This window comes from Pantoea cypripedii (assembly GCF_002095535.1).
GTDB classification, from domain to species: Bacteria; Pseudomonadota; Gammaproteobacteria; order Enterobacterales; family Enterobacteriaceae; genus Pantoea; species Pantoea cypripedii.
Genome location: NZ_MLJI01000002.1, coordinates 1,006,757 through 1,030,583, shown reverse-complemented (window position 1 = coordinate 1,030,583; position 23,827 = coordinate 1,006,757). Strand labels below are relative to the sequence as shown.

22 protein-coding genes and 2 pseudogenes are annotated in these 23,827 nt (G+C 51.3%); 14 read left to right on the top strand and 10 right to left on the bottom strand.

Annotation, left to right across the window (positions count from 1 at the left end; genetic code table 11):
• Positions 1-130: 130 nt before the first annotated feature.
• From HA50_RS26035 to HA50_RS26025, 3 genes and pseudogenes are all read right to left on the bottom strand, one after another.
• Positions 131-541, bottom strand: coding sequence for a type II toxin-antitoxin system HicB family antitoxin (locus HA50_RS26035; RefSeq protein ID WP_084879674.1), 411 nt, complete (start codon positions 539-541; stop codon positions 131-133).
• A 26-nt stretch (positions 542-567) separates the two neighbouring features.
• Positions 568-746 (bottom strand): annotated as a pseudogene (locus HA50_RS26030) (type II toxin-antitoxin system HicA family toxin).
• 152 nt (positions 747-898) lie between these two features.
• The gene (locus HA50_RS26025) at positions 899-2,023 is read right to left on the bottom strand and encodes an alkene reductase (protein ID WP_084879673.1); all 1,125 of its coding nucleotides are present in this window, start codon (positions 2,021-2,023) and stop codon (positions 899-901) included.
• A gap of 684 nt (positions 2,024-2,707) precedes the next feature.
• On the opposite strand from HA50_RS26025, the gene HA50_RS26020 reads away from it, so the two are divergent.
• The gene (locus tag HA50_RS26020) at positions 2,708-3,844 is read left to right on the top strand and encodes a porin (protein WP_084879672.1); all 1,137 of its coding nucleotides are present in this window, start codon (positions 2,708-2,710) and stop codon (positions 3,842-3,844) included.
• Positions 3,845-3,912: 68 nt separating this feature from the next.
• Here the strand turns inward: HA50_RS26020 and HA50_RS32205 are convergent.
• A pseudogene (locus HA50_RS32205) lies at positions 3,913-4,008 on the bottom strand (hypothetical protein); the annotation flags it as partial.
• Between the two features lie 31 nt (positions 4,009-4,039).
• Entirely contained in the window at positions 4,040-4,498 is a 459-nt protein-coding gene (gene rpiB / locus HA50_RS26010; protein WP_021186464.1) for a ribose 5-phosphate isomerase B, read from the bottom strand.
• A gap of 438 nt (positions 4,499-4,936) precedes the next feature.
• On the opposite strand from rpiB, the gene HA50_RS26005 reads away from it, so the two are divergent.
• The 7 genes from HA50_RS26005 to HA50_RS25975 all read left to right on the top strand — a co-directional run bounded on the left by HA50_RS26005 (position 4,937) and on the right by HA50_RS25975 (position 13,228).
• Entirely contained in the window at positions 4,937-6,277 is a 1,341-nt protein-coding gene (locus tag HA50_RS26005; protein WP_084879671.1) for an MFS transporter, read from the top strand.
• Between the two features lie 2 nt (positions 6,278-6,279).
• The gene (locus HA50_RS26000) at positions 6,280-8,028 is read left to right on the top strand and encodes a dihydroxyacetone kinase family protein (RefSeq protein WP_084879670.1); all 1,749 of its coding nucleotides are present in this window, start codon (positions 6,280-6,282) and stop codon (positions 8,026-8,028) included.
• A 3-nt stretch (positions 8,029-8,031) separates the two neighbouring features.
• Entirely contained in the window at positions 8,032-8,808 is a 777-nt protein-coding gene (locus HA50_RS25995; protein WP_084879669.1) for a triose-phosphate isomerase family protein, read from the top strand.
• Positions 8,808-9,617, top strand: coding sequence for a sugar phosphate isomerase/epimerase family protein (locus HA50_RS25990; protein WP_084879668.1), 810 nt, complete (start codon positions 8,808-8,810; stop codon positions 9,615-9,617). Before HA50_RS25995 ends, HA50_RS25990 begins: the two co-directional genes overlap by 1 nt.
• Positions 9,618-9,622: 5 nt before the next feature.
• Positions 9,623-10,480 (top strand): phosphogluconate dehydrogenase C-terminal domain-containing protein, encoded by an 858-nt coding sequence (locus HA50_RS25985; protein ID WP_084879667.1) that lies wholly within the window; start codon positions 9,623-9,625, stop codon positions 10,478-10,480.
• A gap of 121 nt (positions 10,481-10,601) precedes the next feature.
• Positions 10,602-11,570: a sugar-binding transcriptional regulator gene (locus HA50_RS25980; RefSeq protein WP_084879666.1), complete on the top strand. Its 969-nt coding sequence runs from the start codon at positions 10,602-10,604 to the stop codon at positions 11,568-11,570.
• Positions 11,571-11,878: 308 nt separating this feature from the next.
• Positions 11,879-13,228, top strand: coding sequence for an MFS transporter (locus HA50_RS25975; RefSeq protein ID WP_084879665.1), 1,350 nt, complete (start codon positions 11,879-11,881; stop codon positions 13,226-13,228).
• Between the two features lie 594 nt (positions 13,229-13,822).
• Here HA50_RS25975 and HA50_RS25970 read toward each other — a convergent pair.
• The 3 genes from HA50_RS25970 to HA50_RS25960 form a co-directional block, all read right to left on the bottom strand.
• Positions 13,823-14,596: a hypothetical protein gene (locus HA50_RS25970; protein WP_084879664.1), complete on the bottom strand. Its 774-nt coding sequence runs from the start codon at positions 14,594-14,596 to the stop codon at positions 13,823-13,825.
• A 17-nt stretch (positions 14,597-14,613) separates the two neighbouring features.
• Positions 14,614-15,663 carry a hypothetical protein gene (locus tag HA50_RS25965; RefSeq protein ID WP_084879663.1) on the bottom strand — a complete coding sequence of 350 codons (1,050 nt, stop codon included), beginning with the start codon at positions 15,661-15,663 and terminating at the stop codon, positions 14,614-14,616.
• 349 nt (positions 15,664-16,012) lie between these two features.
• Entirely contained in the window at positions 16,013-16,894 is an 882-nt protein-coding gene (locus HA50_RS25960) for an AraC family transcriptional regulator (protein ID WP_084879662.1), read from the bottom strand.
• 137 nt (positions 16,895-17,031) lie between these two features.
• Between HA50_RS25960 and HA50_RS25955 the strand changes: the two genes are divergently transcribed.
• From HA50_RS25955 to HA50_RS25945, 3 genes are all read left to right on the top strand, one after another.
• The gene (locus tag HA50_RS25955) at positions 17,032-17,775 is read left to right on the top strand and encodes an SDR family NAD(P)-dependent oxidoreductase (RefSeq protein WP_084879661.1); all 744 of its coding nucleotides are present in this window, start codon (positions 17,032-17,034) and stop codon (positions 17,773-17,775) included.
• A gap of 15 nt (positions 17,776-17,790) precedes the next feature.
• Positions 17,791-18,192: a VOC family protein gene (locus HA50_RS25950; protein WP_084879660.1), complete on the top strand. Its 402-nt coding sequence runs from the start codon at positions 17,791-17,793 to the stop codon at positions 18,190-18,192.
• A 69-nt stretch (positions 18,193-18,261) separates the two neighbouring features.
• Positions 18,262-19,245: a saccharopine dehydrogenase family protein gene (locus HA50_RS25945; protein WP_084879659.1), complete on the top strand. Its 984-nt coding sequence runs from the start codon at positions 18,262-18,264 to the stop codon at positions 19,243-19,245.
• Positions 19,246-19,712: 467 nt separating this feature from the next.
• Here the strand turns inward: HA50_RS25945 and HA50_RS25940 are convergent, their stop codons facing one another.
• The gene (locus HA50_RS25940) at positions 19,713-20,291 is read right to left on the bottom strand and encodes a hypothetical protein (protein ID WP_084879658.1); all 579 of its coding nucleotides are present in this window, start codon (positions 20,289-20,291) and stop codon (positions 19,713-19,715) included.
• A 301-nt stretch (positions 20,292-20,592) separates the two neighbouring features.
• Here HA50_RS25940 and HA50_RS25935 point away from each other — a divergent pair, with 301 nt between their 5' ends.
• Positions 20,593-21,369 carry an isocitrate lyase/PEP mutase family protein gene (locus HA50_RS25935; RefSeq protein ID WP_084879657.1) on the top strand — a complete coding sequence of 259 codons (777 nt, stop codon included), beginning with the start codon at positions 20,593-20,595 and terminating at the stop codon, positions 21,367-21,369.
• Positions 21,353-22,378, top strand: coding sequence for a bifunctional transcriptional activator/DNA repair enzyme AdaA (locus HA50_RS25930; RefSeq protein WP_084879656.1), 1,026 nt, complete (start codon positions 21,353-21,355; stop codon positions 22,376-22,378). The genes HA50_RS25935 and HA50_RS25930 overlap by 17 nt, the downstream gene beginning before the upstream one ends.
• 106 nt (positions 22,379-22,484) lie before the next feature.
• Here the strand turns inward: HA50_RS25930 and HA50_RS25925 are convergent, their stop codons facing one another.
• Positions 22,485-23,087: a helix-turn-helix domain-containing protein gene (locus HA50_RS25925; protein WP_084879655.1), complete on the bottom strand. Its 603-nt coding sequence runs from the start codon at positions 23,085-23,087 to the stop codon at positions 22,485-22,487.
• Between the two features lie 43 nt (positions 23,088-23,130).
• Between HA50_RS25925 and HA50_RS25920 the strand changes: the two genes are divergently transcribed.
• Positions 23,131-23,817 (top strand): B3/B4 domain-containing protein, encoded by a 687-nt coding sequence (locus HA50_RS25920; RefSeq protein WP_084879654.1) that lies wholly within the window; start codon positions 23,131-23,133, stop codon positions 23,815-23,817.
• Positions 23,818-23,827 lie beyond the last annotated feature (10 nt).

Below are 23,827 nucleotides of genomic sequence, written 5' to 3'. Positions count from 1 at the left end.
CCCGGCACTCGTTCTCTTATCACGTCGATATATCACGATATTACAATATCCCGATGGGGGATGCACTTCTTCAGCCCTGAAGCAGCGATGGTAAAATGCCCCCCCCTCTTTTAGGGGAGCATTTTCAGCATTAGTGTGATGAGGTGATATGCTCAAGAGCTGCCTGAGCCAGAAAGCCCGAACGACTTTTAAACTCCGGGTGCGTAGCAACACAACGATCAATCCGGTCTATCAGTGATTTGGGCAACGTAACATTGATTTTCTCAGAGCCACCCAGCAAACGGGTGACATCCACGTCAACGACAGCCCATGTGTAACCTGCATAATCAGGATTACCAGCAAGTGAGCCGACACTAGACACTGAGGGAATATCCTTCCCCAACTCAACCAATAACTCGATATGCCCGGTTATCGCTTCTTTTGCATTTGCTATCGCTTCATCCAGGGTATCACCCGCGGAAAAGCAACCCGGTAAATCGGGCACTGTCACGCCATATGCGTGTTTGTCGTCGCCAGCCTCGATCGCAATGGGATAAAACATAATTAAGCCTCTTCGAGTAAGCGGGGTTAGATCCCTGCTTGTTTCCTGATGCTTTTTACCGTACCAACCGGTAAATCTTTTTGGGGTGCGGTATTGTTACCAGACCCGGTTTTGTCGGGTGGGTAAAATGGTGATGACTACCGTTTACCCTTATCAGAATCCAGCCATCAGCCTTGATTTCTGCAATTAACTTCCTGCTGTCCATCCCTCGGTCCTGTTGTTTTCTGATAAAAAAATAATAACTCCAATAACTCCACACAACAACACTTTTAGGGTTATTGGAGTTATTTTTATCGCAGGATATCACAATAAAAACCCCGCCATCCTTAGGAATGGCGGGGCAGAATCAGCAGCAGATCACTCGTACTGCGGATAGTCGGTATAACCCTTCGCTGTACCACCGTACATAGTGGCAGCATCGACAGCGTTCAGCGGCCAGCCATTGGCTAAACGCGCCGGTAAATCAGGGTTGGCAATGAAGGGACGGCCAAAGCCAAAGATATCGCCCCATCCAGCGTTAAGGATGCGCTCTGCGCGCTCTTTGGTATAACGCCCCGCATACATAATGGTGCCACCAAAGATATCGCGGACTTGCTGGTAAAACGCGACTGGCAACTCTGGTGCGTTATCCCAGTCGGCTTCAGCGAGCGAAAGATAAGCGATGCCAATTTCCTGCAGGATTTTAACTGCTTCAGTATAGGTTTCGTGCGGGTTATCCTCGACCAGCCCCAGATAGACACGCTCTTCTTTTGTGTCGTTAAACAGCGGCGAAAAACGCACACCGACGCGATCTTTCCCGGCGACATCGGCAACCGCCTGCACTACCTCACGCAGAAAACGCAGACGATTTTGCAGCGAGCCGCCATATTCGTCTTCACGCTGATTGCTGTGGATGGACATGAACTGATTGACCAGATAACCGTTAGCACAGTGAATCTCGACGCCGTCAAAACCGGCATCCAGCGCATTCTGCGCAGCTTTGGCGTACATCTTCACAATGTCCTTCACTTCGCTGGTTTCAAGCGCGCGCGGCACAGAGGCCGGAGCCAACATACCTGCGCCGGGTCCTGTCTCGATAAAGACTTTAACGTTATCACCCGCAGGGATGGCGGAAGGAGCCACGGGCGCGGCTTCTCCCGGCTGCAATGACGTATGCGAAACCCGGCCTACATGCCACAGCTGGGCAAAAATGATGCCGCCACGGTCATGAACCGCGCGGGTGACTTTGCGCCAGCCTGCAACCTGCTCAGCACTGTGGATTCCCGGAGTCCATGCATAACCCTGTCCACGCGGCTCTATCTGCGTGCCCTCAGTGACCATATAACCCGCACTACTGCGCTGGCTGTAGTATTCCGCCATTAATTCATTCGGAATATTTCCCGGCTGTGAGCTACGTGAGCGGGTCAGAGGCGGCAATGCAATACGGTTTTTCAGGGTGAACGGACCCAGATGGGTGGTGGTGAAGAGAGCGTTGTTATCCATCATGATACCTATATATCTATATTATTGAATATGAATAAACGATTAAAATCAGAACAGGTTGAATGACATACCAGGGTGATCATCCGCTGCTCCAGAGCAATCATGTGTCTGGTGTGGAAAGCATCCTAATCGTCATATTGAGATTTATCAATATCTAAATTTACATGAAGAACCCGCAGGAAATGTTAGCCATTGTTTTTCATGGGTTATTTATCTGACATTCGTTAATCCAATCACACCTGATTGTGATTGACGGCATTATGAGACGCTTATCATTATGATAAATTCTTTATCGACATTAAGTGAAATCTATACAGATTTCATTCTATTTAATTAACATTTTTTCAACCACTAATTGACCAGTTTTTATTCATAAAATTACCCGCATAACATAGAAAAATGACAGCCAGACGCAGGAAGTCTTATGATATCGAGCCTAAAGCGTCTTTTCGCATAAATTGGTAATTTAGATTAATAAATAACCCCACTGTATGTAATTCAACCTGAACAAGTTCGATACCTCGTCATTTTGTTCACATATTATCTTCTGGGTCATGTCCTTCCTGAGAACTATTCTTATCACTGTCGAATGATATAAGAATTTTATATATTCAATACATTTCAATCATGGTAAAAATTTCAGCCCGCTTTTTCTAAGCGTTATCATAATAAGAAATGGATACTATGAAAAAACTCACCACATCACTATGTCTCACCACAGCCACGTTGCTGGCCGTAGCCAATTCAGCACACGCTGAAATAACCATCCTTGAAAAGAACAAGGACAGCAATGCGCTGTTAGCGCCGCTGAGTCTGCAATTTGGCGGCAGTATTCGCCCTGAATTCATTTTTAATAATGGTCCGGAGCCGGGTTATTATAAAAATGGTCATGATGGTGGCACCCGTTTCCGCTTTAGTGGCGATTACGCACTCAGCCAGCATACATCGGTCATTGCCATGTATGAAGTGGGTGTCGATCTGGCTAAAGCTGCCGGATGGGATAGCCACTATCCTGAAGGTAAACAGCGTGATACGCAGAGGAAACTGTACGCGGGCATCAAAGATGACCGTTACGGTACCCTGACCTACGGCCATCAGTACGGCATCTATTACGAAGTTGTGGGTATGAAAAGTGACGTCTGGGACAACGATGGTCACGCAGGTGGTACCGGGATTGGTATCAACGGCAACTACGACGGCGCAAACAGAGCCAAGAATAGCATCAAGTATAAAAATACTTTTGGTGATCTGACGGTTTATGCCAATTACCTGTTACCAGAAGATAACCTGAATGCCGGGGATGGCCTTTTCTATCGTCGTAATAGCGGCCAGGGTTTAGGCTTCGATTATAATCTGACTAAATCGCTGACCCTGAGTGCGGCGTATAGCATCACGAATGCCACCATGCGTGATAATGATTATAACGAGAAGAAATACCATCAGCAGCTTTCGGGTACTGCCCTGACGTGGCAGCCAGGCAACTGGTATATTGTGGGAACCGCAAGTTACTACAAAGACTTTGTGCCGAGCACGCGTTATTCAACCGTCGATCACTATTTCGCCGGTAGCGGATATGGTCTGGAAAGTTTCGTCGGTTACACTTTCAATATCGATGCCCCTTGGTTTAAATCGGTACAGCCTTATATTGCTGCCGACTCACTGCGCCTTAAAGGTGATGAAGAGTATCATGCTAACCACACTTATTTAGGTGTGGGCAGTAACTTCGGCCACGGTTTATCTCTGTACGTAGAACGCACCATTGCCAGCACTTCAGATAATGAAGCTGACGCAACCTGGATTACGTTATTCTACGACTTCTGATAACGGTTCTGTCGTTAACTGATAATAATGGAGCATCATCGTGATGCTCCATTTTTTATCAGGCCAGCACCGATCGGGGCAGCCGGGTGTCCCGATTTGGCTTTCTGTACTGCATCCATACTGAGCGCGCGAATGGCATTGGCCCGTTCCCGGCGTGATGACACAGGATTCTCCAGAGGTACAAACGTCACTCAGTTACTTCGCCTGACAGACCTGTTCGTAATAACCGATCTTTTCGACTTTTGCCGTCGAGCCTCCCCCTTCAAACTCTGATGCCAGCCAGGCGTTGACGATATTCTTTGCCAGCTCCGGTCCAATGACACGCGATCCCATCGTCATAATCTGTGCGTTGTTACTTTTACGCGCCCGCTCTGCCGAGAAAGTGTCATGGCACTGCGCCGCGCGCACGCCTGCGACCTTGTTTGCCACTATCGCCACACCGATGCCGGTCCCACACAGCAGAATGCCACGATCATGCTCACCCTGCTGGATAGCCGTAGCCAGCGCAAATGCCACATCCGGGTACATCGGACGATCATTCTGCGCATCATTGCTGTAGTCCTGTACATCGTATTGCTTCTCTTCCAGATAGCGTTTAATCAGGTTTTTCAGATCGATGGCCGCATCATCGGCACCAATGGCAATAGTTTTCATACATCTTCTCCAGCAGGTTATGCGCTCAGGCCTGCGATCTTCACAGGCGATCCACTCTTCTCATACAGCCTGCCACAATATCGTTCATATGTTCAACATAAGTTCTTTTGTTTTTATCGGGATTTTTGAGCACATTGCGATAACGAAGCCTTTACAGCAGGGAATCCGGCCACAATAAGGCCTGAAGTCCGAAATATTGATCAATTCCCTAACATATGAGCCGTCTCACATTTTTCGGAAATGGCGCTTGAGAGGTGCTCATTTATACGTGTAATGTTCATTTGTTCGCTACAGATACCAAAGCACAAGAAGACCCCTGAAGGACTCGAACATGTGTAATCAGCCCTGTATTTCACCGTTCACTTGCAGCCACCACGCCGTTTGCGTCTGGCCAACACCGCTTATCAAGATCAACCACGCACGTCATGGAGGTGCGTTATGAGTCAGCAGAATCTGGCGGCGGTGGAACAATCCACTATCCGCAAAATATCCTGGCGACTGGTCCCCTTCGTTGCCCTGATGTTCTTTATTAACTTCCTCGATCGCACCGCGATCTCCTTTGCCGGTCCGAATGGCATGACCCAGGACCTGGGCATCACCGCGCTACAATTTGGTCTCGCTTCCGGGGTGTTCTTTATCGGCTACATCCTGCTGGAAGTGCCAAGCAACCTGGCGCTGCATCGGTTCGGCGCACGTCGCTGGCTGGCACGTATCATGATCAGCTGGGGGATCGTGTCATTGCTGTTCACCTGGGTGAGTAGCGTGCAAGGCCTGTATACCCTGCGCCTGCTGCTGGGGATTGCCGAAGCAGGCTTCTTCCCGGGTGCGATTTTGTATCTCAGCATGTGGGTGCCCGCCCGCCATCGCAGTAAAATCCTGTCGCTGTTTTATCTGGCACAGCCGCTCACCGTAGTGTTTGGCGCACCGCTGGCCGCAGGGCTGATTGAGCAGCACGGCCTGTTCGGCCTCGATGGCTGGCGCGTGATGTTTATGGGCGTGTCGCTCCCGGCGATCCTGATCGGTATCGCGGCCCTGTTCTGGCTGGTGGATGCCCCGCGTCAGGCCAAATGGCTAAACGAGGAAGAAAAGAACTGGCTGACCAGCGAGCTGGAAAAAGAGCATCAGACGAAACAGCACCAGGCACATCACAGCGTACGTTCGGTGATGGGCAATGGCCGCGTCTGGATGCTGTGCCTGATTTACTTCGGCTTTATTTATGGTCTGTACGCGCTGGCGTTCTTCCTGCCCACCATCATCTCGGGCTTCCAGCAACAGTTCGGCACCACCTTTAACGTGATGCAGAAAGGGCTGATCACCGGCGTGCCGTATCTGATCGCCGCTGTCGTGATGTTCTTCTGGTCAAAAGATGCCACCCGACGCGGCTGCAAAACCTGGCACATCGCCATTCCCGCGCTTGCGGGTGGCGTCAGCGTTCCGATGGCGCTGTATATGGATTCACCGCTGGCCACCATTCTGGTGATTGCGATTACGGCCAGCTCGATTTTTGCTGCCTTACCGAATTTCTGGACCTTACCGACTCAGTTCCTGACCGGCGCTTCTGCCGCCGCGGCCATCGCCCTGATCAATACCCTGGGCAATGTCGCCGGTTTTTCAGCGGGCTATATCACCGGTGCGTTGCATGACGCCACCAGCAGCTATGCCCTGCCGATGTTTGTGGTAGGTGGATTCATGCTGCTGTCCGCCATTTTGATGCTGCTGCTCAATCGCCACCGCGCGCAACCCCTGCATCAGCCAACTTCTCTCGCACAGGAGCAATAATAATGACGTACCTGTTTAACCAACCTTCAGCCTTTGCCGCTGAACTGATTGAAGGATTTGTCGCTGCTAACGCCGACAAAGTTCGTCAGGTACCCGGCGGTGTGGTGCGCAGCACACGCAGCCAGCCGGATACCGTCGCCGTTGTGGTGGGCGGTGGCTCCGGTCACTATCCGGCCTTCGCCGGTCTGGTTGGACAGGGTCTGGCACACGGGGCCGCGATGGGAAATCTGTTCGCCTCCCCTTCTGCGCAGCAAATCTATAACGTGGCGCGCGCCGCTCATAATGGCGCAGGCGTGTTGCTGATGTTCGGCAACTATGCCGGTGACGTGCTGCATTTCGGCCAGGCCTATGAACGTCTGCGCGCTGAGGGCATTGCCTGCGAAGTGCTGGCGGTGACCGATGATATCTCCAGTGCCAGCGTCAGCGAGCGCGAGAAACGCCGCGGCGTGGCCGGTGATCTCACGGTATTTAAAGCAGCCTGCGCCGCAGCTGAAGCGGGTTATGACCTCGCAGCGGTGCTGAAACTGGCGCAACACGCTAACGAACGTACCCGCTCCTTTGGCGTGGCGTTTTCCGGCTGTAGCCTGCCAGGGGCAACGCATCCGCTGTTTGAAGTGGAAAAAGGACGCATGGCGCTGGGTATGGGTATCCACGGTGAACCCGGCATCAAAGAAGACGATGTTCCGCGTGCTGATGTGCTGGCGGAGATCTTTGTCGATCGGTTGCTGGGTGAACTGCCGCCAGACATCGGAAGCCCGGCTGGACAACGTGTCGCGGTAATCCTGAACGGTCTCGGCTCAGTCAAATATGAAGAACTGTTTGTGGTGTATCGCCGCGTCTCGCAATTGCTGGCAGAAGCACAATTGCAGGTGGTGGAACCGGATGTCGGCGAGTTCGTCACCAGCTTCAATATGGCCGGTGCTTCCCTCACTCTGATGTGGCTGGATGATGAGCTGGAAACCTTCTGGCGCGCCCCGGCCAATACCCCCGCCTACCGCAAAGGCAGCGTGATCGCCGCCGAACCACTTAGCGCCGCCGAATGTGTGGAAAGCGCAGAAGAACCCCTGCCCGAGGCCAGTACGGAATCGCAGGAAAGTGCGCAGCGCGTGCTGCACATGCTTGAGGCGGTCGCCGCCATGCTGCAACGCAATGCAGAAAAACTGGGAGATATAGATGCCGTTGCGGGCGATGGCGATCACGGTATCGGGATGGAGCGTGGTTCCCTCGGTGCGGTGGCAAAAGCCCGTGATGTCGCGGCACGCGGTGCCGGTGCAGGAAGCCTGTTGTGTCGTGCTGCGGATGCCTGGGCAGATAAAGCCGGTGGAACCTCCGGAGCCTTGTGGGGCGTGGCGTTGACGGCGCTTGGTACTGCGCTTGGCGATCAGCAGGCACCCGATGCACAGCGCGTCGCCAACGGGGTGTTGCACGCCAAAGAAGGCATTATGCATTTTGGCAAAGCCCGCCCCGGTGACAAAACCATGGTGGATGTACTGGTGCCGTTCAGCGATAGCCTGAATGCCGCCGTCGCCAAAGGCAAGACGCTGACGGATGCCTGGCTGGAGGCGGCGCAGGTTGCCGATCAGGCGGCACAGGCCACCGCACAGCTGTTACCCAAAATGGGCCGCGCACGTCCACTGGCGGAAAAGAGCCTGGGTACACCGGATGCCGGAGCGATTTCGCTGGCGATGGTGGTGAATATCGTCGGTGGCCTGCTGAAAGAACCGGCCACGACGACCGAGCAGGGAGCCTGAAGCATGGCGCAACCGAAAGTCTGGCTCGGCGTCAGCCTTAAAATGTACTTTGGCTATCAGCAGACGCTGGCATGGTGTCGTGATGCCGCCGGGCTGGCACAGCGCCATCCGGCGATTCAGAGCGGTGAGATCGGGTTATTTGTATTACCTGCTTACCCGGCTATCCCGGCGGTCGCGGAGATCTTTGCCGATACGCCGGTGCGTTTCGGCGGCCAGGACGTCTGTCAGGCGGAAAACGGCGCCTGGACCGGCGAAGTGAGCGCCAGCATGTTGCAGGAGCTGCGCTGCTCACTGGCGGAAATCGGCCACGCTGAACGTCGTCGGCATTTTCATGAAGATAAAAGCCAAATCGCCGCCAAGGTGGCGATGTCATTACGTCATGGCCTGACGCCGGTGCTGTGCATTGGCGAAGAACATGAGGGTAGCCCCGAACAGGCGATTGCACTCTGTGCACAACAGCTGGCCGAAGCGCTGGCAGAAGCGGAACAACAGGGCCTGCGCGGCAGCCTGCTGTTTGCTTACGAACCACAATGGGCAATTGGCGCTCCGCAGCCCGCGCCGGATGACTACATCCGGACGGTGTGCGCTGGCCTGCGTCAGTTACCCACCCCACCCGGTATTACCTTACAGGTGATTTACGGCGGCAGCGCCGGGCCGGGGCTGATCCAGCGTCTGGGAGGCAGCGTCGATGGGCTGTTCCTCGGCCGTTTCGCCCATGACCCGAACGCGCTGGCGCAGATTGTTGATGAAGCCAGTGTGCTTTTAAAGGAGATCCGTTAATGAGCCGTATCGGACTCAGTACCTATGCGTTTTTCTGGCGTATGTCAGCGAAAGTCCCGCATCCACTGACGCTCAGCCAGATGCTTGAGCAGACTGCGGAGCTGGATGTTTCGGTGTTCCAGATTTGCGATTATCCGGCGATTGAAAGCTGGTCAGACGAACAGTTGCAGGCACTGCGTCAGCAGGCCGATGCGCTGGGGATTACCCTGGAACTCGGCACCCGTGGCCTGGGCACCGCCCATCTGCGCCGTTATCTACACATGGCCGCAATCCTTGATGCGCGCGTGGTGCGCTCCATGTTCTACACCGCCGATCATCGCCCCTCGCTGGAAGAGGCCGCTGAACTGATCGCCGCCGTGCTGCCGGACTTTGCCCGCCAGCAGGTACGGTTGTGTCTGGAGACCTATGAGCAGGTCAACAGCGCCGCCATGATGTCGGTGATCAACAAATTCCTCTCGCCATGGCTCGGGGTGTGTCTCGATCCCGCTAACTGCGTGGCCGGGCTGGAACTGCCTGAGCAGGTGATTGCCAATACCGCTGCCCGCGTTGGCAATCTGCATATCAAAGATTTCGCCTTTACCCGCCGTGATGGCTGGGTTGGGTTTACCTTTGCTGGTTGCCCGATGGGGGAAGGCCTGCTCGATTACGACCGCATGATCGCCAGCGTGCGTCCGGCGGAAAAAGGTATCAATCAGATCGTTGAACACTGGCTGCCGTGGCAGGACGACGCCAGCCTGACCTGCGAGCGCGAAGCCGAATGGACGCGCCGCACCGTGGAATTCTTACGTAGTAAACAAGATCAGGAGTAATAACCATGAGCAATACACTGAAGACTATCACCGTGATTGGCGCAGGCGGCAAAATGGGCATGCGTATTTCTGCCAATTTCCAGAAAAGCGATTATCAGGTGTTTTATTGCGAAAATTCACCGAAAGCCCAGGAGCAGGTGACTGCCCAGGGACGTGAGCTGTCGGATGCAGCGTCGGTTGTGCCGCTCAGTGACGTGGTGATTCTGGCGGTGCCGGATATCGTACTGGGTAAAGTCTCTGAAGGTGTGGTGCCGCAGATGAAGAAAGGTGCCGTGCTGCTGACCCTCGATCCGGCCGCAGCCTATGCCAACCTGATTGCTCACCGTGATGGCATCGAATATGCCGTGGCGCACCCCTGCCACCCTTCAGTGTTTCTGGCGCGTTATACCAAAGAAGAACATGCCGATGCCTTTGGTGGCGTGGCCGCCGTTCAGCACGTTGCTGCGTCCTATGAAACCGGCAGCGATGAACAGAAAGCGGAGCTGAGTAAAGTCATCAGCGTGATGTACGGCCCGGTTGAGCAGGTCCACTGGGTGACCGTGACCCAGTTGGCCTATCTGGAGCCGACGCTGGTGGAAACCGTGGCCTGCATGGTCGGTGCCTTTATGAAAGAAGCGCTGGACGAAACCGTCAAACACAGCGGCGTCCCGGAAGAAGCGGCGAAAGCGATGTTGTATGGTCATATTCAGATCGCGCTGGCGGTGGCGTTCCGTGCCACCAACCCCTTCTCCGATGCCTGCATGATCGCCATGGAATATGGCCGTGAGAAAATCGTCAAACCAGACTGGAAACAAATCTTTGACCAGAAAGAACTGGATATCGTTATCGCCCGCATGCTGAAAATTGACGCAATCCGCCGTTAACCGTGATGATGATTACGGCTTGCGATGCCGCTGTCTGGCAAAGCGAGCCGTATCAGTGATATAACTCCTCCCTATTGCATATCGACTCACCCAGACATCTCGCTGCCAGGCAGGTTAACCAATGAATAAAAACACGCTATCTCAGGATGCCGAGCTGCTGACGGAAATTGCCGTTGCCTATTATCAGGATGAAATTACCCAGGAAGAGATTGCGCGTAAGTTTGGTATTTCACGTATTAAAGTTGGCCGTCTGCTGAAGCGGGCACGCGAAGAAGGTATCGTCGAGATCAACGTGCGCTACCACCCGGTATTCAGTACCCGTCTGGAGCAACAACTGCTGGAGCGTTTTCCGCAGTTGCAACGGGCGCTGATCGCGCTGGATCTCCAGGATGCGGAAGAACAACGTCGCCAGGTCGCCGCACTGGTTTCCTCCCATCTGGCTCAATCACTGAAAGATAACACCGTGGTCGCTGTCGGCCAGGGAAGCAACGTAGCGGCGGTCGCCGATCATCCCGGTCAGGTACCGATGCGTAATTGCCACTTCATTTGCGGCATCGGCGGGACGCACCGCCCCGGTGATGCCATCAATGCTGACCATATCAGCCGTCGTCTGGCGAAGAAGTTTGGTGGTACCAGTGAATCCCTGTATGCCCCGGCCTACGTGGAAAACCGCGCGTTAAAAGAAGCATTTATGCAGAACGGCACCATCAAAGAAACGCTGGATCGCGCGCGCAAAGCCGATATCGCCCTGGTGGGCATCGGTGATATGAATGAAAACAGCTATATGGTGAAGCTGGGCTGGTTCACCCCGCATGAAATTATCGACGCCAGCGTGAATCAGGGCGTTACCGGAGACATCGCCGGGTATGATTTCTTCAATGCGCAGGGGGAGCATGTCGACACCGTGATGAACGATCGTGTGATTGGACTGAGCATTGATGAATTGCGCAAGATCCCCTGCGTGATTGCCGTAGCCTCGGAGAACACCAAAGCGATGGCGATTCTCGGTGCGCTGCGTACCGGTGCCATTGATATCATTGCCACCACGGCACAAAACATCCGCACTATCCTCAGCCTGTCGAAAAAGTAATCTCCTCACATCTCCTTCAGGGGGCAATTGACCTATGCCCCTCCATATTTGCCCTGCTATATGATTCGTAACCTTTCAACAAGGCAATCCCTCCAAAATAAACTTATGAACACTTAATAAACACATGATCAACATCTCATCAACCACCCGGGATGGATGGTAGCCTGATTATCTCAGCATTTATGTCGACAAACTGGGTTTTACTGGAAAACCCTGAAATACCTTCGACTAAATGAGATAAAAAGCATCAAACAAAAGATCGTTTATTAATCTTTTGAACATCCCCTTTTCGTTGACCTGAGGTTCCTATGACTGAAATTTCATCAATAGAATCGCCAGCCGCCGTAAATGCAGTGGACAGGAATATTTCAAAGGAAAACCTGAGGCGGGCAAGTCAGGCCAGCGTCATCGGCACCATTATCGAATATTATGATTACGCGCTGTATGGCATGGCATCCGCGCTGATATTCGGTCAGCTTTTTTTCCCAGCACTGGGTCCCGCCGCTGGTCTGATTGCCAGCTTCGCCACGCTGGCCATTGGTTTTGTTGTCAGGCCGCTGGGTGCCATCTTTTTTGGCCTGTTAGGCGATCGGCTGGGGCGAAAGTTTGTGCTGATCGCCACCATTTCATTGATGGGAGCCTCATCGACGCTGATGGGGCTGTTACCCACCAGCGCGCAGGTTGGTATGCTGGCACCGGCTTTGCTGATCCTGCTGCGGTTGTTACAGGGTCTGGGAGCAGGCGCAGAACAGGCCGGGGTGGCCATTCTGATGACGGAGTATGCGCCGCCTGAAAAACGCGGATACTATGCGTCACTTCCCTTTATCGGCATTCCTGGCGGCCTGCTGCTGGCATCAGGCGCTTACGTCTGGCTGGGAACGCTGGACCATAGCGTTTTGCTTGGCGGTGCCTGGCGTATTCCTTTTCTCGCTTCAGTTGTCCTGCTGATCGTGGCGTTGTTTATCCGTTATCGATTGCAGGAAAGCCCGACGTTCGTGAAGCTGGAGGCCAGAGACATCACCGTTGAGCATCCGGTGAAACAATTGCTGAGAACCTCCAAACCTTCTTTGCTGCGCGGGATTGGCTTGCGTATTGCGGAGAACGGTAACTCCTACATCTATTACACCCTGACGCTGAGCTATATCACCTCGGTGAAAGGAATGAGCGCGGCACTTGGCTCGCTGGCAATTGTGCTGGGTTGTCTTATTGGCTTAGTCTGCGTCCCCTTCTTTGGCTGGCTGTCGGACAAATATGGCCGCGTTCCGCTATCACGCTATGCCTGCCTCGGCATGATCCTGTTTGCCTTCCCTGCCTGGTTCGGTCTTTCGACCGGCGATGTCACGCTCAGCGTCGCGGTCATCGCTATCGGCATTGGTATCGGCATTCCCAGTATGCTCGGCCCCCAGGTCTCGCTGTTACCGGAGATGTTTGGCAGCCAGAATCGCTATCTGGGCGTGGCGGTAGCCCGCGAGTTCAGCGCGATTATTTCCGGGGGGATTGCCCCGATGGTGGGATCAATCCTGTTGTATTACACCGGCAACGCCTGGTGGTCTGTCGCCTGTTATGTCGGGGGCATGTCACTGGTGGGCTTTATTACCACCTTCTTTACCCCGGAAACCCGTGGCCGCGATCTCTCATTGATCGACGATGCTAAATAGCGTGATAGAAGGCAGGGGGCGGCATGAATACCGCCCAGGTCAATGGCTGCACGCATTTGTTACGGTTTGCTGTAAAGGGATGAAGGCATCGCGTCTCCATCTCTGAACAGGCAGTCATTACCAGCTTACCAGACACAACCGTTTTATTATCGAGTTCGGTAACCGCCTGAGCGATCATCTTTAACAGGAAGGAGTTACACAGAATTATTTACAGGCTCGCGTATATCTGTGCTCAATCCAATGTTTTTTATCTTAAGGTCGCATCAGCGACCTTTTTACTGTCCCGCGTTTAGTTTCCTTGCCATTCTGGAAACTCAAGTGGCTATGCCCATTACCTACACCGTAATATTCCACCTGTGCGAATAATCCACATGATAGGCCCCGGCAGATAACCAGCGCACAGAATGTTGCGTTTACATTCGTATGTCAACCACCTGCCCCGCGAAACGGGCTGGTGATCCTGCTACGCCAGAAAGTCAGAGAGGGCATCCTCATCAACGTCTGTCCAGTGCCAGAAGTGAACCTTTACAAAAGCGCGTTAAGTATTTCACTACTTAACATTGCTGTATGCAATTTATTCGGAGCAGGTAAGACTTATTTTCTGGCGACGAAAGTATCTATGTACTCAATCGTAATATCGATGCTGGGCGGTGTTGCTTGTAATTCTGCGCGAACATCCTGACTTAAGAGGCGCTCTCTTGAATGCTGCAAACTGTCAAATATCTGAGCTGGAAATAAAGTAATTTCAGGGTCTTCAATCACACTAACAATACTAATCATGTCTTGTGGATGCTTAAGTATTGTATTCTTGTCGTTGATTTTCTTTTCATCAAAGAGGGCTTGATTGCTGTGCCATGCAACTGACTTAAGTCCGAAAAGGCACTCAAGATTTACTGTTGAAATCCCTTTCAATGAAGTTCTTGACGACTTTATAAATTCATACACATCGTCATCAAGTAAAATGGCAGAAAAATTTGAGATCCCCTGGCCTGTTTTGATCGGGGTAATGTGGGACCTTTTGGCAAAGACTTCATTGAAGTAATCCGGTTTCCTGGAAAAAAGCTCTATTTGTGCAGGCACATTTGGAACACGATTTTCTTCAGGTAGGATGAAACGATAGGCTGAACCTCCTGCATTGCTTCCCCTGTACACTTTCCCCTCATAACCATGTTCGAAAATGTAATTCCATAAATGCTCGTAAAATTGGTCATTGGTACTTTCAGTAATAAGAACTATATCTAGATCAACAGTCGCTCTGAAGTCAGCACCAACACTTTCAAAGTTTAATGCGCATGCATTACCACCGATGAGAATATAATCATCAGCATATTGATGCATATACTCTGTTAAAAAAGCTTCACCTTCCATACTAAATTCCTTTTTTGTTAATCTTTAAGCTTAGAGTACACCTGCTCTTCAAGTTCATTATATGATGACTTCACTCTTAAATCCGTTGTGTTGAACCTGGAAAACAGAAGAAAAGTTTTGTTCAACGCATCATTTTGAATGACTGGTTGATAAGGAAAAATCTGAAGCATTGCAAAACCTTCGATATGAGCATGGTAATATTCCGCATCATCCAAAATGTTAAGCATTTTAAAAAAMTAGTCACCTTTCATGGTTGCCGGTGTTATAGGCCTCATATATCTGTCTTTATCTGTCAAGCACTTTCCCAAAAAAGGTCTGGAGGGTGAGCCTAATAGAGTATACTTTGATAGGGCAGATTCTCCAGAAAGAAAGATTTCTGCTGCTTTAATCGTTTCATTTCTGACAGGTACAAATCCTGTCGAGAGAGGTGATACCCTATGCCGATAATGGTTCCAAATCTTTTTTCGCGATTCTGTGAATTGAAAATGTGAACTGCGTCCGTATGAAGTTTCAGATATTAATTTATGGGATAAAAGCTCTTTAACAGCTCTGGAAAACGCCATTTTTGAGATACCCAGAAGCTCCATAATATATGAACTGTTAAAACCATCATCAAAATAATCTGAAAGATAGTAAGTCAACAAGTATGAAGGAATAATGCCATAGCTATTTTCTGTATCAACCCATCGATCGGGAATAACTTTTTGCGATTCACTCTGAAGCATCAAAGAGGGCATTGAAACATAACGGCCAGGAATGACCAACCCATTCTTTAGTTGTTTAGATATGTTTTTTAATTCAAAAGTTAGTTCAGATGTTACTAGAATTAATGGTAAGTCTGATTTTGCCTCTAGTCGTTTGAGATGTACAAAATTATTAGATACCAGCAGCGCAGGATCTTCTACAGTCAAAACCGTAAACTTTCTTTCATCGATACTTACGATGCACAAAGCAGCGCTCTTTCTTAGCTGAAATGGAAGATTTTCATCTATTTCCTGCAAAATTTTCGTATCGATCAGAAATGATGACTCGATGTATCTTAGTGCATCAGCTAATAAACTCTTCATTTCATCACCTCAGTAACGTCTTTACTCATAGTAACGCATATGCGTTACTAAAACATAAAACCATAAAAAAACAAATTAACTTATTGTTTTTATTGGATTTTTAATGCAAATGATATCTTTGCCACCATTGTCGGAGAACCGAATGCTAACTAATGCGTTACTCAACTTTTCCTGCCCCAGTTCCGGTTCCTGGAAAAACCACCATGGGTTCGAGATGACAGATGACTTTGACCTACTGTCCAAAGTCAATGCCCCTATGGAGTGACCTCACGCTCAGGCCGAATTTGACGCGCGTAACCTTGAATGACCCTTTCAGACCACGAGAACGGGTTTTAACAAGAACATGAAGTTATTTCCTCCGTTCCATACTTTTCAGGTCTGCTGACGGTGGTCGGCCAAACTGGCGGGCGTATTCACGACTGAATTGGGTGTGGCTCTGATATCCAACAGACAAAGCAATGGTTGTAATGTTGGCATCTGAAGTGGAAAGCCTGAGCCGGGCCTGCATCAGGCGCATCCTTTTCTGATACTGCACCGGACTGAGTGATGTCACTGCGCGGAAGTGTCGATGAAAGGCCGAAACACTCAGTGCGGCCATTTCTGCCAGTTCTTCAACACGTATGCTCTGCATGTAGTTTTGTTTTAGCCAGTTAATCACTTTGTGGATCCGTGCCATATGCGTTTCAGGCGTTGCAATGTCCCGCAACATCCAGCCCAGCGGTCCCTGCAGCACCCGGAACAGGATTTCGCGCTCATACGCCGGAGCCAGAGCCGCGACTTCATCCGGCTTGTTAATCAGACTGAGCATTCTGACCCAGGCGTCGAGGAGTTCCGAGGTAACGGGCGCGACAGAAAAACCCGCGTTGTAAAGAGAACGCGAGCCAGAATCGGGCAAACCGGCCAGCAAATCCGCAAGAATTTCCGGCTCAGGAGTCAGGCTGACAGCCAGATAAGGTGCAAGGGTGTGCTCATCGGCAAAGACCTGTCCCACTGCGGGTAAATCCACCGACATAACAAAGTATGTCGCGGGATCATATCGCAGCGTTCTCTCACCGACCGTCATGCTTTTAGAACCTGTCAGAATCAGGTTAATCATCGGTTCATAAACCGCTGACAGGCGATGTTCAGGGATTTCTCCCTGCACCATTGCAACCCGTGGAATGCCGGTTTCGGTACGCTGATTACCCGCGCCGGACGCAAATTCGCGTAACTTCTGTAATTGTTTTTCCATCCCCGATTGATATCACGTCGCTGTAAGCACAACAAGAGAGAGGCAGGATTAGGCAAATTGTGAATAGGATCGCATCAGCCTTACGCCCGGCAAAAGCGTAACCTCTGTTGCGTCAACACTCACTTGCAGAGGCTAATATGAAAAATGTTTTGATTACCGGCGGCAGCCGGGGCATCGGTGCAAGCACCGCCCTGAAATGTGCCCAACTCGGTTATCGCGTCATACTGACCTGGAACAGCCAGCCTGAAGCTGCCACCAGTGTGGTTGAACGTATTGAGGCAGAGGGTGGCGAAGCCGTCGCGTTGCAGCTGAACGTTGGGAATACCGGTTCTTTCAAACATTTTCGTGCTGAACTTGAACAGGTGATGCATTCACGCTGGGAAGATGGTGGCCTGGATGGCCTGGTTAATAATGCCGGATATGGGCTTTTTAACCCGATTGAAACCGTCACGGAGAACCAGTTCGACAGCCTGATGAATGTACATCTGAAGGGACCTTTCTTTCTGACGCAGACGCTACTGCCCCTGCTGCGCCGCGATGCGTGCATCATCAACATGACGAGCGCCACCACGCGAGTAGCCACTTCAGGCGTCGCCCCTTACGCCGCCTTTAAAGGGGGACTTGAAGTTCTGACCCGTTATATGGCGAAGGAGTTCGGTGAACGCGGCATCCGGGTAAATGCTGTCTCACCAGGGGCTATCCGAACTGAACTGGGAGGAGGACTGAACGAGGAATTTGAAAATCTGCTTGCCTCCCAAACGGCACTCGGGCGAGTGGGTGAACCGGAAGAGGTTGCGCGCGTCATCGCCTCTTTACTTTCTGCCGATAGCGGCTGGATCAATGCTCAGACGATTGAAGTCGCGGGCGGATATAACATCTGATTTCAGGAGCACTTTATGCTTGATCATCTTTTTCTTTCCGTCAGTGACGTTGACCGTTCGGTCAGCTTCTATGCGCGCGTATTACCCGCCCTCGGTATATCTGTCCGTCACGATTATGACGGTAAAGAGGGGCCATCCGGTCATCCCGACCTTAAAGGATTTGGTGCAAACGGAAAAATATTCTTCTGGCTGCGTCAGGGAACGGTGTGTCCGGATGCCATCCATGTGGGCTTCGCGGGCGATTCCGAATCCGCAGTAAATCAGGCTTACGCCGCGGCCCTGTCGGCGGGTGCAACAGTGATTCATCCTCCCGGCCCACAACTTCATTATGATCCACGCTACTACGCGGCGCAGGTCCGAGATCCCGATGGCTACAGTCTGGAATTTGTCTATAAAAGCTGGCAGCACGGTAAGTAAGACTGTGATGACGAATCCAACTCCGTTCAGGTCCAAAATCAGCAGATCAATTTCAGGTACAAGAATTTCATGAAAAGCATAATGATTTACGGCGCGACCGGTTACACAGGCGGCCTGATAACCGCTTATGCTCTGGCTTGCGGCGTCCCGCTTATCATTGCCGGGCGTAACGAAAATAAACTCGCCTCCATGGCCGCAGGGTTAAATGTCCCATATCGGGCCTTCTCTCTTGACGAACCAGAGACAGTTATTGCGGCCCTAAAGGACGTTGCGGTTGTGCTGAACTGCGCCGGACCGTTTATGTATACGGCCAATGCTTTGATGAGGGCGGCTGTAGACAGTAAAACGCATTATCTGGATGTCGCTGCCGAACCCGACAGCTACAGGATCGCTGAAGTTCTTGATGCCGATGCAGCGGCTGCGAGCGTGATGCTCCTTCCGGGATGCGGTGGCAGCGTGGCCATGCTGGGGTGCCTGGCAGCACATGCGGCAGAGCGGATATCTGCTCCGAAAAAAATCGCCCTTGCTTTGAATGTCGCCGGGCCGATGTCGCGAGGATCCGCCATCAGCGCGTCTGAAAATCTCTCTCCGGAATGCCTCAAACGTTCAAACGGCAGGTTAATACCTCAGGATCCTGCCCATATCAGAAGTTTTGATTTTGGCGTAGGACCCGTGGAATGTTTTCCGGTAACGTTGCCAGACCTGACAACTGTCTGGATGACCACAAACATTCCAGACATTGAGACTTTTGTGCATCTCAGCAGCACAGAATTTCCCCAAGGGGACCTGTCACTTTTAGCGGATGGCCCAACAGAACAGGAACGCCTGAATAACCGATATCAGGCTGTTGCTGAGGCCGTAAATGTGGATGGAAAAATTGTGCAGATGCAGCTCGATACTGTGAATGGCTATAGTTTTACCGCCATGGCCGCGGCGGAGGCAGCGCGCCGGGTACTGGCGGGAGAAACAATACCTGGTTTCCAGACGCCTGTAGGCTTATTTGGGAAACATTTCGCGGAAACCATCGCCGATACGCGGATCACTGAGATGTAAACCTCCGGTCCAAATGACTCAATGGGCTAATGAATTTTGGCCCATTGAATATTTCCTGCCTTCATATCCTCAAACATATTAATGGACTTCCTTAATCCAGAGCTTTAACACCTCATAGAGTCTTTATTGCAACACGTCAGCTTAAATCTGGCTCACCGTGTCTGCTCTTCGCTCTCAGCAGCCCTTGTTTTAGTATTATGATAAGTTGGTGGGCTGCAAAATGTATTGGAGTAGATATTAATGAACATTTTTACGTTACTTGCCATTCCGTCTTGTTTTGCTGGAATTCTCTGCCTAATGAAAGCCATAGTGAACAAAAAACAAGCATACCTTTACGTGGGCTATGGGTTATCCATGGCTTCGATACTTTGCGCACAAGCAGGAATGTTATAGTTCGGAAGATAATGGATGTCTGCACAGTCCGCTGTTCGCTCAACGTAGACTATGCCTTGCGCCTGTCGTTGTTATCAAATAACGGACTTAACAGCCATAAGCGTCCTTTTTCGAATCCATCCACTACCTGCCCGTATTGCCAGCCAGTAAGCCGTCATTTTCAGCTGAGTAGCTCGATCCGGACAGTAAATAAACGTTTCAGTTTGCAGCTCATGTTGCCCCTCTTTCACTTTAGTTACCCGGTAGCGCAGTAAGAGCTTTGCGCTGCCCGGCATTACTGGCGCCAGATAAGCGTCAGTATCCGGCACGTTCTCCAGGCCAAAATCTGCACGCCAGAATTGTCCCCGTAACCCGTAGCAGAGCTCGGATGCTGACTTTTCCAGCAGAGTAAAACTGTCCAGGCCAAAGCGGCTAACCGCCTGGGGTTGTTTATTGCGCCGGAATTTTTGCGGAAGTTGTCGCACAGACATCAAAAGCCGGATGACGGCGTCCTGCTGCATATCGAATTCCGCTATTAGCGGCAGGATTTTTTCAGGCGAGTGCGTCTTGATGACGGTCTGGTGTTTTTCATGGAACTGAAACTGTGGCAAGAAAACGGGTATATCCTGCCATTGCGCAAGTGCTCTACTGGTAACGAATCCAGGGTTCAGCATGTTACCTCCTTGTTATCCTTCAAGCCCAACCAGAGTAACAGATGCCTTACAGCAAACAAGAACCCGCATAAGCCCCTGTGATTTCCTGAAGCGTTTACGCCAGTCATGCCTGATACCTGCCATAAAAAGCTTGTCGAATGTCTCAGGGCGTGAAGCAGACCTTGAAAAGTTACGGCCGGGTCAACCCCGCATACCAAACTGACCTGATCCAACCTTGCAAAAAATGGTCGTCTGAATTTCGGTTGTGCCTTTTTTACTGAATGCTTAGATTCATTTCCGACCTGATTAAGAGGACGTAAATATGAACTTTGCAGAACTCCACAACCAAAATAATCCTCTACTTATCGCTAACGTATGGGATGCCGTCAGTGCTGTCGCAGCGCAAAAAGCCGGTTATCAGGCTCTGGGAACGTCCAGCGCAGCAATAGCTGCCACATTAGGATATGAAGACGGTCAGAGCATGCCGTTTGATGAATTACTTTATATGGTTACCCGTATCCGGGCGGTCAGTGACCTGCCATTGAGCGTTGATATGGAAGCAGGATATGGTGATTCAGCTGAGGAGATAACAGCCAATCTCAAACGCCTTGCTCAGATAGGCGTATCCGGCGTAAACCTTGAAGACAGTAGAGTCATTAAGCAAGTTCGTCAGCTTGATGATGCATCTGAATTCTCCGCTACGCTAAAATCGGTATGCAATGCGCTCAAAAGTGAGGGTTATGGCCTGTTTCTGAACGTCCGTACTGACACATACCTGCTTACGCATGAAAGAGCGTTACAGGAGACATTACTACGCGGTCAGCTCTATAAAGCTGCAGGTGCTGACGGCCTTTTTGTTCCCTGCCTGACATCAGAGATAGACATTAGCATCATTGCTGAAGCCATTGATCTGCCTTTGAATGTCATGTGTATGCCAGATCTTCCGTCGTTCGGCAGGCTGAAACTGGCAGGGGTAAGCCGCATTTCAATGGGTAATTTTGTTCATTCGGCCCTTCAGTCTAAGCTGACTGATTTGATGTCTGCGATCCGCTCGCATCAGACGTTTGAAGGACTTTTTGTCGATGAAAGTGGTAAATAATGAGCTGTGTGATGTCTGGTATCAGGCATTACTTGAACGCGCTCCAGAATATACGGGGGTGTTTTTTGTTGGCGTCAAAACGACGGGCGTATTTTGCATCTCGGTATGCCGGGCGCGAAAGCCCAAACGTGAAAACGTTGAATTTTATAAAGATGCTAAATCTGCCCTGGCGGCTGGCTTTCGTCCCTGTAAAGTCTGTCGGCCAGCTGAAAATGCACACAGCGCGCCGTTATTTGTCGAACAGGCGCTTGCGCTGGTCAGGCACGATATCAAATCGCGCATATCCGACGCGGACCTGCGCAGACATGGGATCAGCCCGGAGCGGGTGCGACGCTGGTTCCTGCAACATCACGGCATCACTTTTCAGGCCTTTCAGCGAATGCAGCGGGTAAATATCGCCCTTCAGGAGCTGAAAAGTGGACGTGCGGCAACTGATGTCGCTCTGGATAGTGGCTACGAATCCTTAAGCGGGTTTGGTTATACCTACAAGCGGCTCACTGGCGCAGCCCCGACTCAGACCACGCAGGTCATTCTCATTCACCGGTTTACTACTACGCTGGGGCCTATGTTCGTCTGCACCACAGATCAGGGAGTCTGCCTGCTGGAGTTTACCGATCACCGGTTGTTAGAAACTGAGTTTCGCGACATCCAGCGTTTACTGAACGCCAAAATTGTCACCGGAGAAAACCGTCATACACGGCAGACAGTTAAAGAAATCAGCGAATATTTTGCCGGAACACGCCAGCAGTTTGATCTCATACTCGATATCCAGGGCAGTGATTTTCAACGATCCGTCTGGCAGGAACTGCGTGCTATTCCTTATGGACAGACCTCACGCTACCAGGATATTTCGCTGATCCTTAATAAACCCGCTGCTGTACGCGCAGTTGCCGCAGCTAATGCAGCAAACCGAATTGCGATTGTCATTCCATGCCACAGAATTATTGGTAAAGATGGCGGTATCTCACGCAAAGAGTGGCTTATCGAGCATGAACGAGATAACCGTTAGATGAGTCGATGCGTAAGACTGGCTGCTCCTAACGGGCATCACATTCCTGGAGCTGTCCGCTTCGTGCCAAAATGCAGGGTGACTTTGGACGCAAAATGAGGGCCCCTTATGAGGCTTTTTCATTGACTGTCATAATAAAGTTCACGGTTATTTCTCCCCGGTTTTCGTAGAAATGCGGAACATCAGTTCTGGCTGTAGCGGAGAATCCTGCCTTCAACTGGAACAGGCTCTCTTTCACGCACAGCGTTAACGTCCCGGACTGTACATGCAATAACTCCAGCGTTCCCGGGGAATGCCCCGGTGATTCAAACTTTTCGCCGGGCTGCATTTCCCACAGCCAGAGTTCGGTCATATCAGGCCCACCTGAGCCGGCAAGAAGCCTGGCGCTCCCACCTTTGTCCCCTTTCCAGAGTTCAGGGATCTCCGTATCAGCAATAATATGGACGTCAGGCTGAGTGCTCACATCAACAAAATCTGCCACTGAAACCCCCATTGCAGCCGCAAGGCGGCATAACAGCGCAATACTGGGGTTGGCTTTGCACCCTTCAATCTCTACCAGCATGCCCTTACTGACATTTGCGCGTCGGGATAGCTCATCAAGAGACATTTTTTTTTGTTTTCGGAACTGCTTAATCCGGAGCGATACCGCTTCGTTTACGATGCTGACATCTGCACCGGCACCGGTCACTAAATTGACTTTTTTGGTCATTGGTCGATATTATGAAATAAAATGGTCGTTACAGGATTATCCCGTGTTCACAGTCTCTGCGTCAATTGCCCCTGAAGTTTATGGTATTGCTCCCGGTTTTCGGGCGCTCAGTATTTATGTGCAGGCTGCGCCTGTAGTAAGCCCGCAGGTTGGGGAAAGAGCGCTGAAAGCCGCCTGTGAAGCGGTGCTGGCAGGTGTCCCCGATTGGGCAGAATCCCATCTGGCCGCATGGGCAGATGTATTCCAGAGGTTTGGTGCCAAACCAAAACGCACCCCCTGTTCTGCTGATGCGCTGCGTAAGCGTGTGCTTCGCGATGGTGTCATGCCAGCGCTCGACCCGGTTGTTGATCTTTATAATGCCGTCAGCCTACGGTATGCCGTTCCGGTGGGTGGCGAAAATATCTCTGCGTATAAGGGTGCCCCCCGCCTGATTGTGGCAGAAGGCACTGAACCTTTTGATACCGTAAAAGAAGGGGAACCGGCAGTGGAATTTCCTTCGCCAGGCGAAGTCGTCTGGTGTGATGATGTGGGTGTAACCTGTCGTCGATGGAACTGGCGGCAGGGGATCAGAACCCGCTTAAGTGTGGAAGCTGAACACATGTGGTTTGTTCTGGAAAGTCTGCCTCAGATGCCACTGGCGCAGCTTCATGAAGCCGGGAAAATGCTTACCGACGGCCTTGAAGAAATGATGCCAGGTCTGCAGTTTGAAGTCGTCTTCATCTGCCAGTAACGCTTTTACT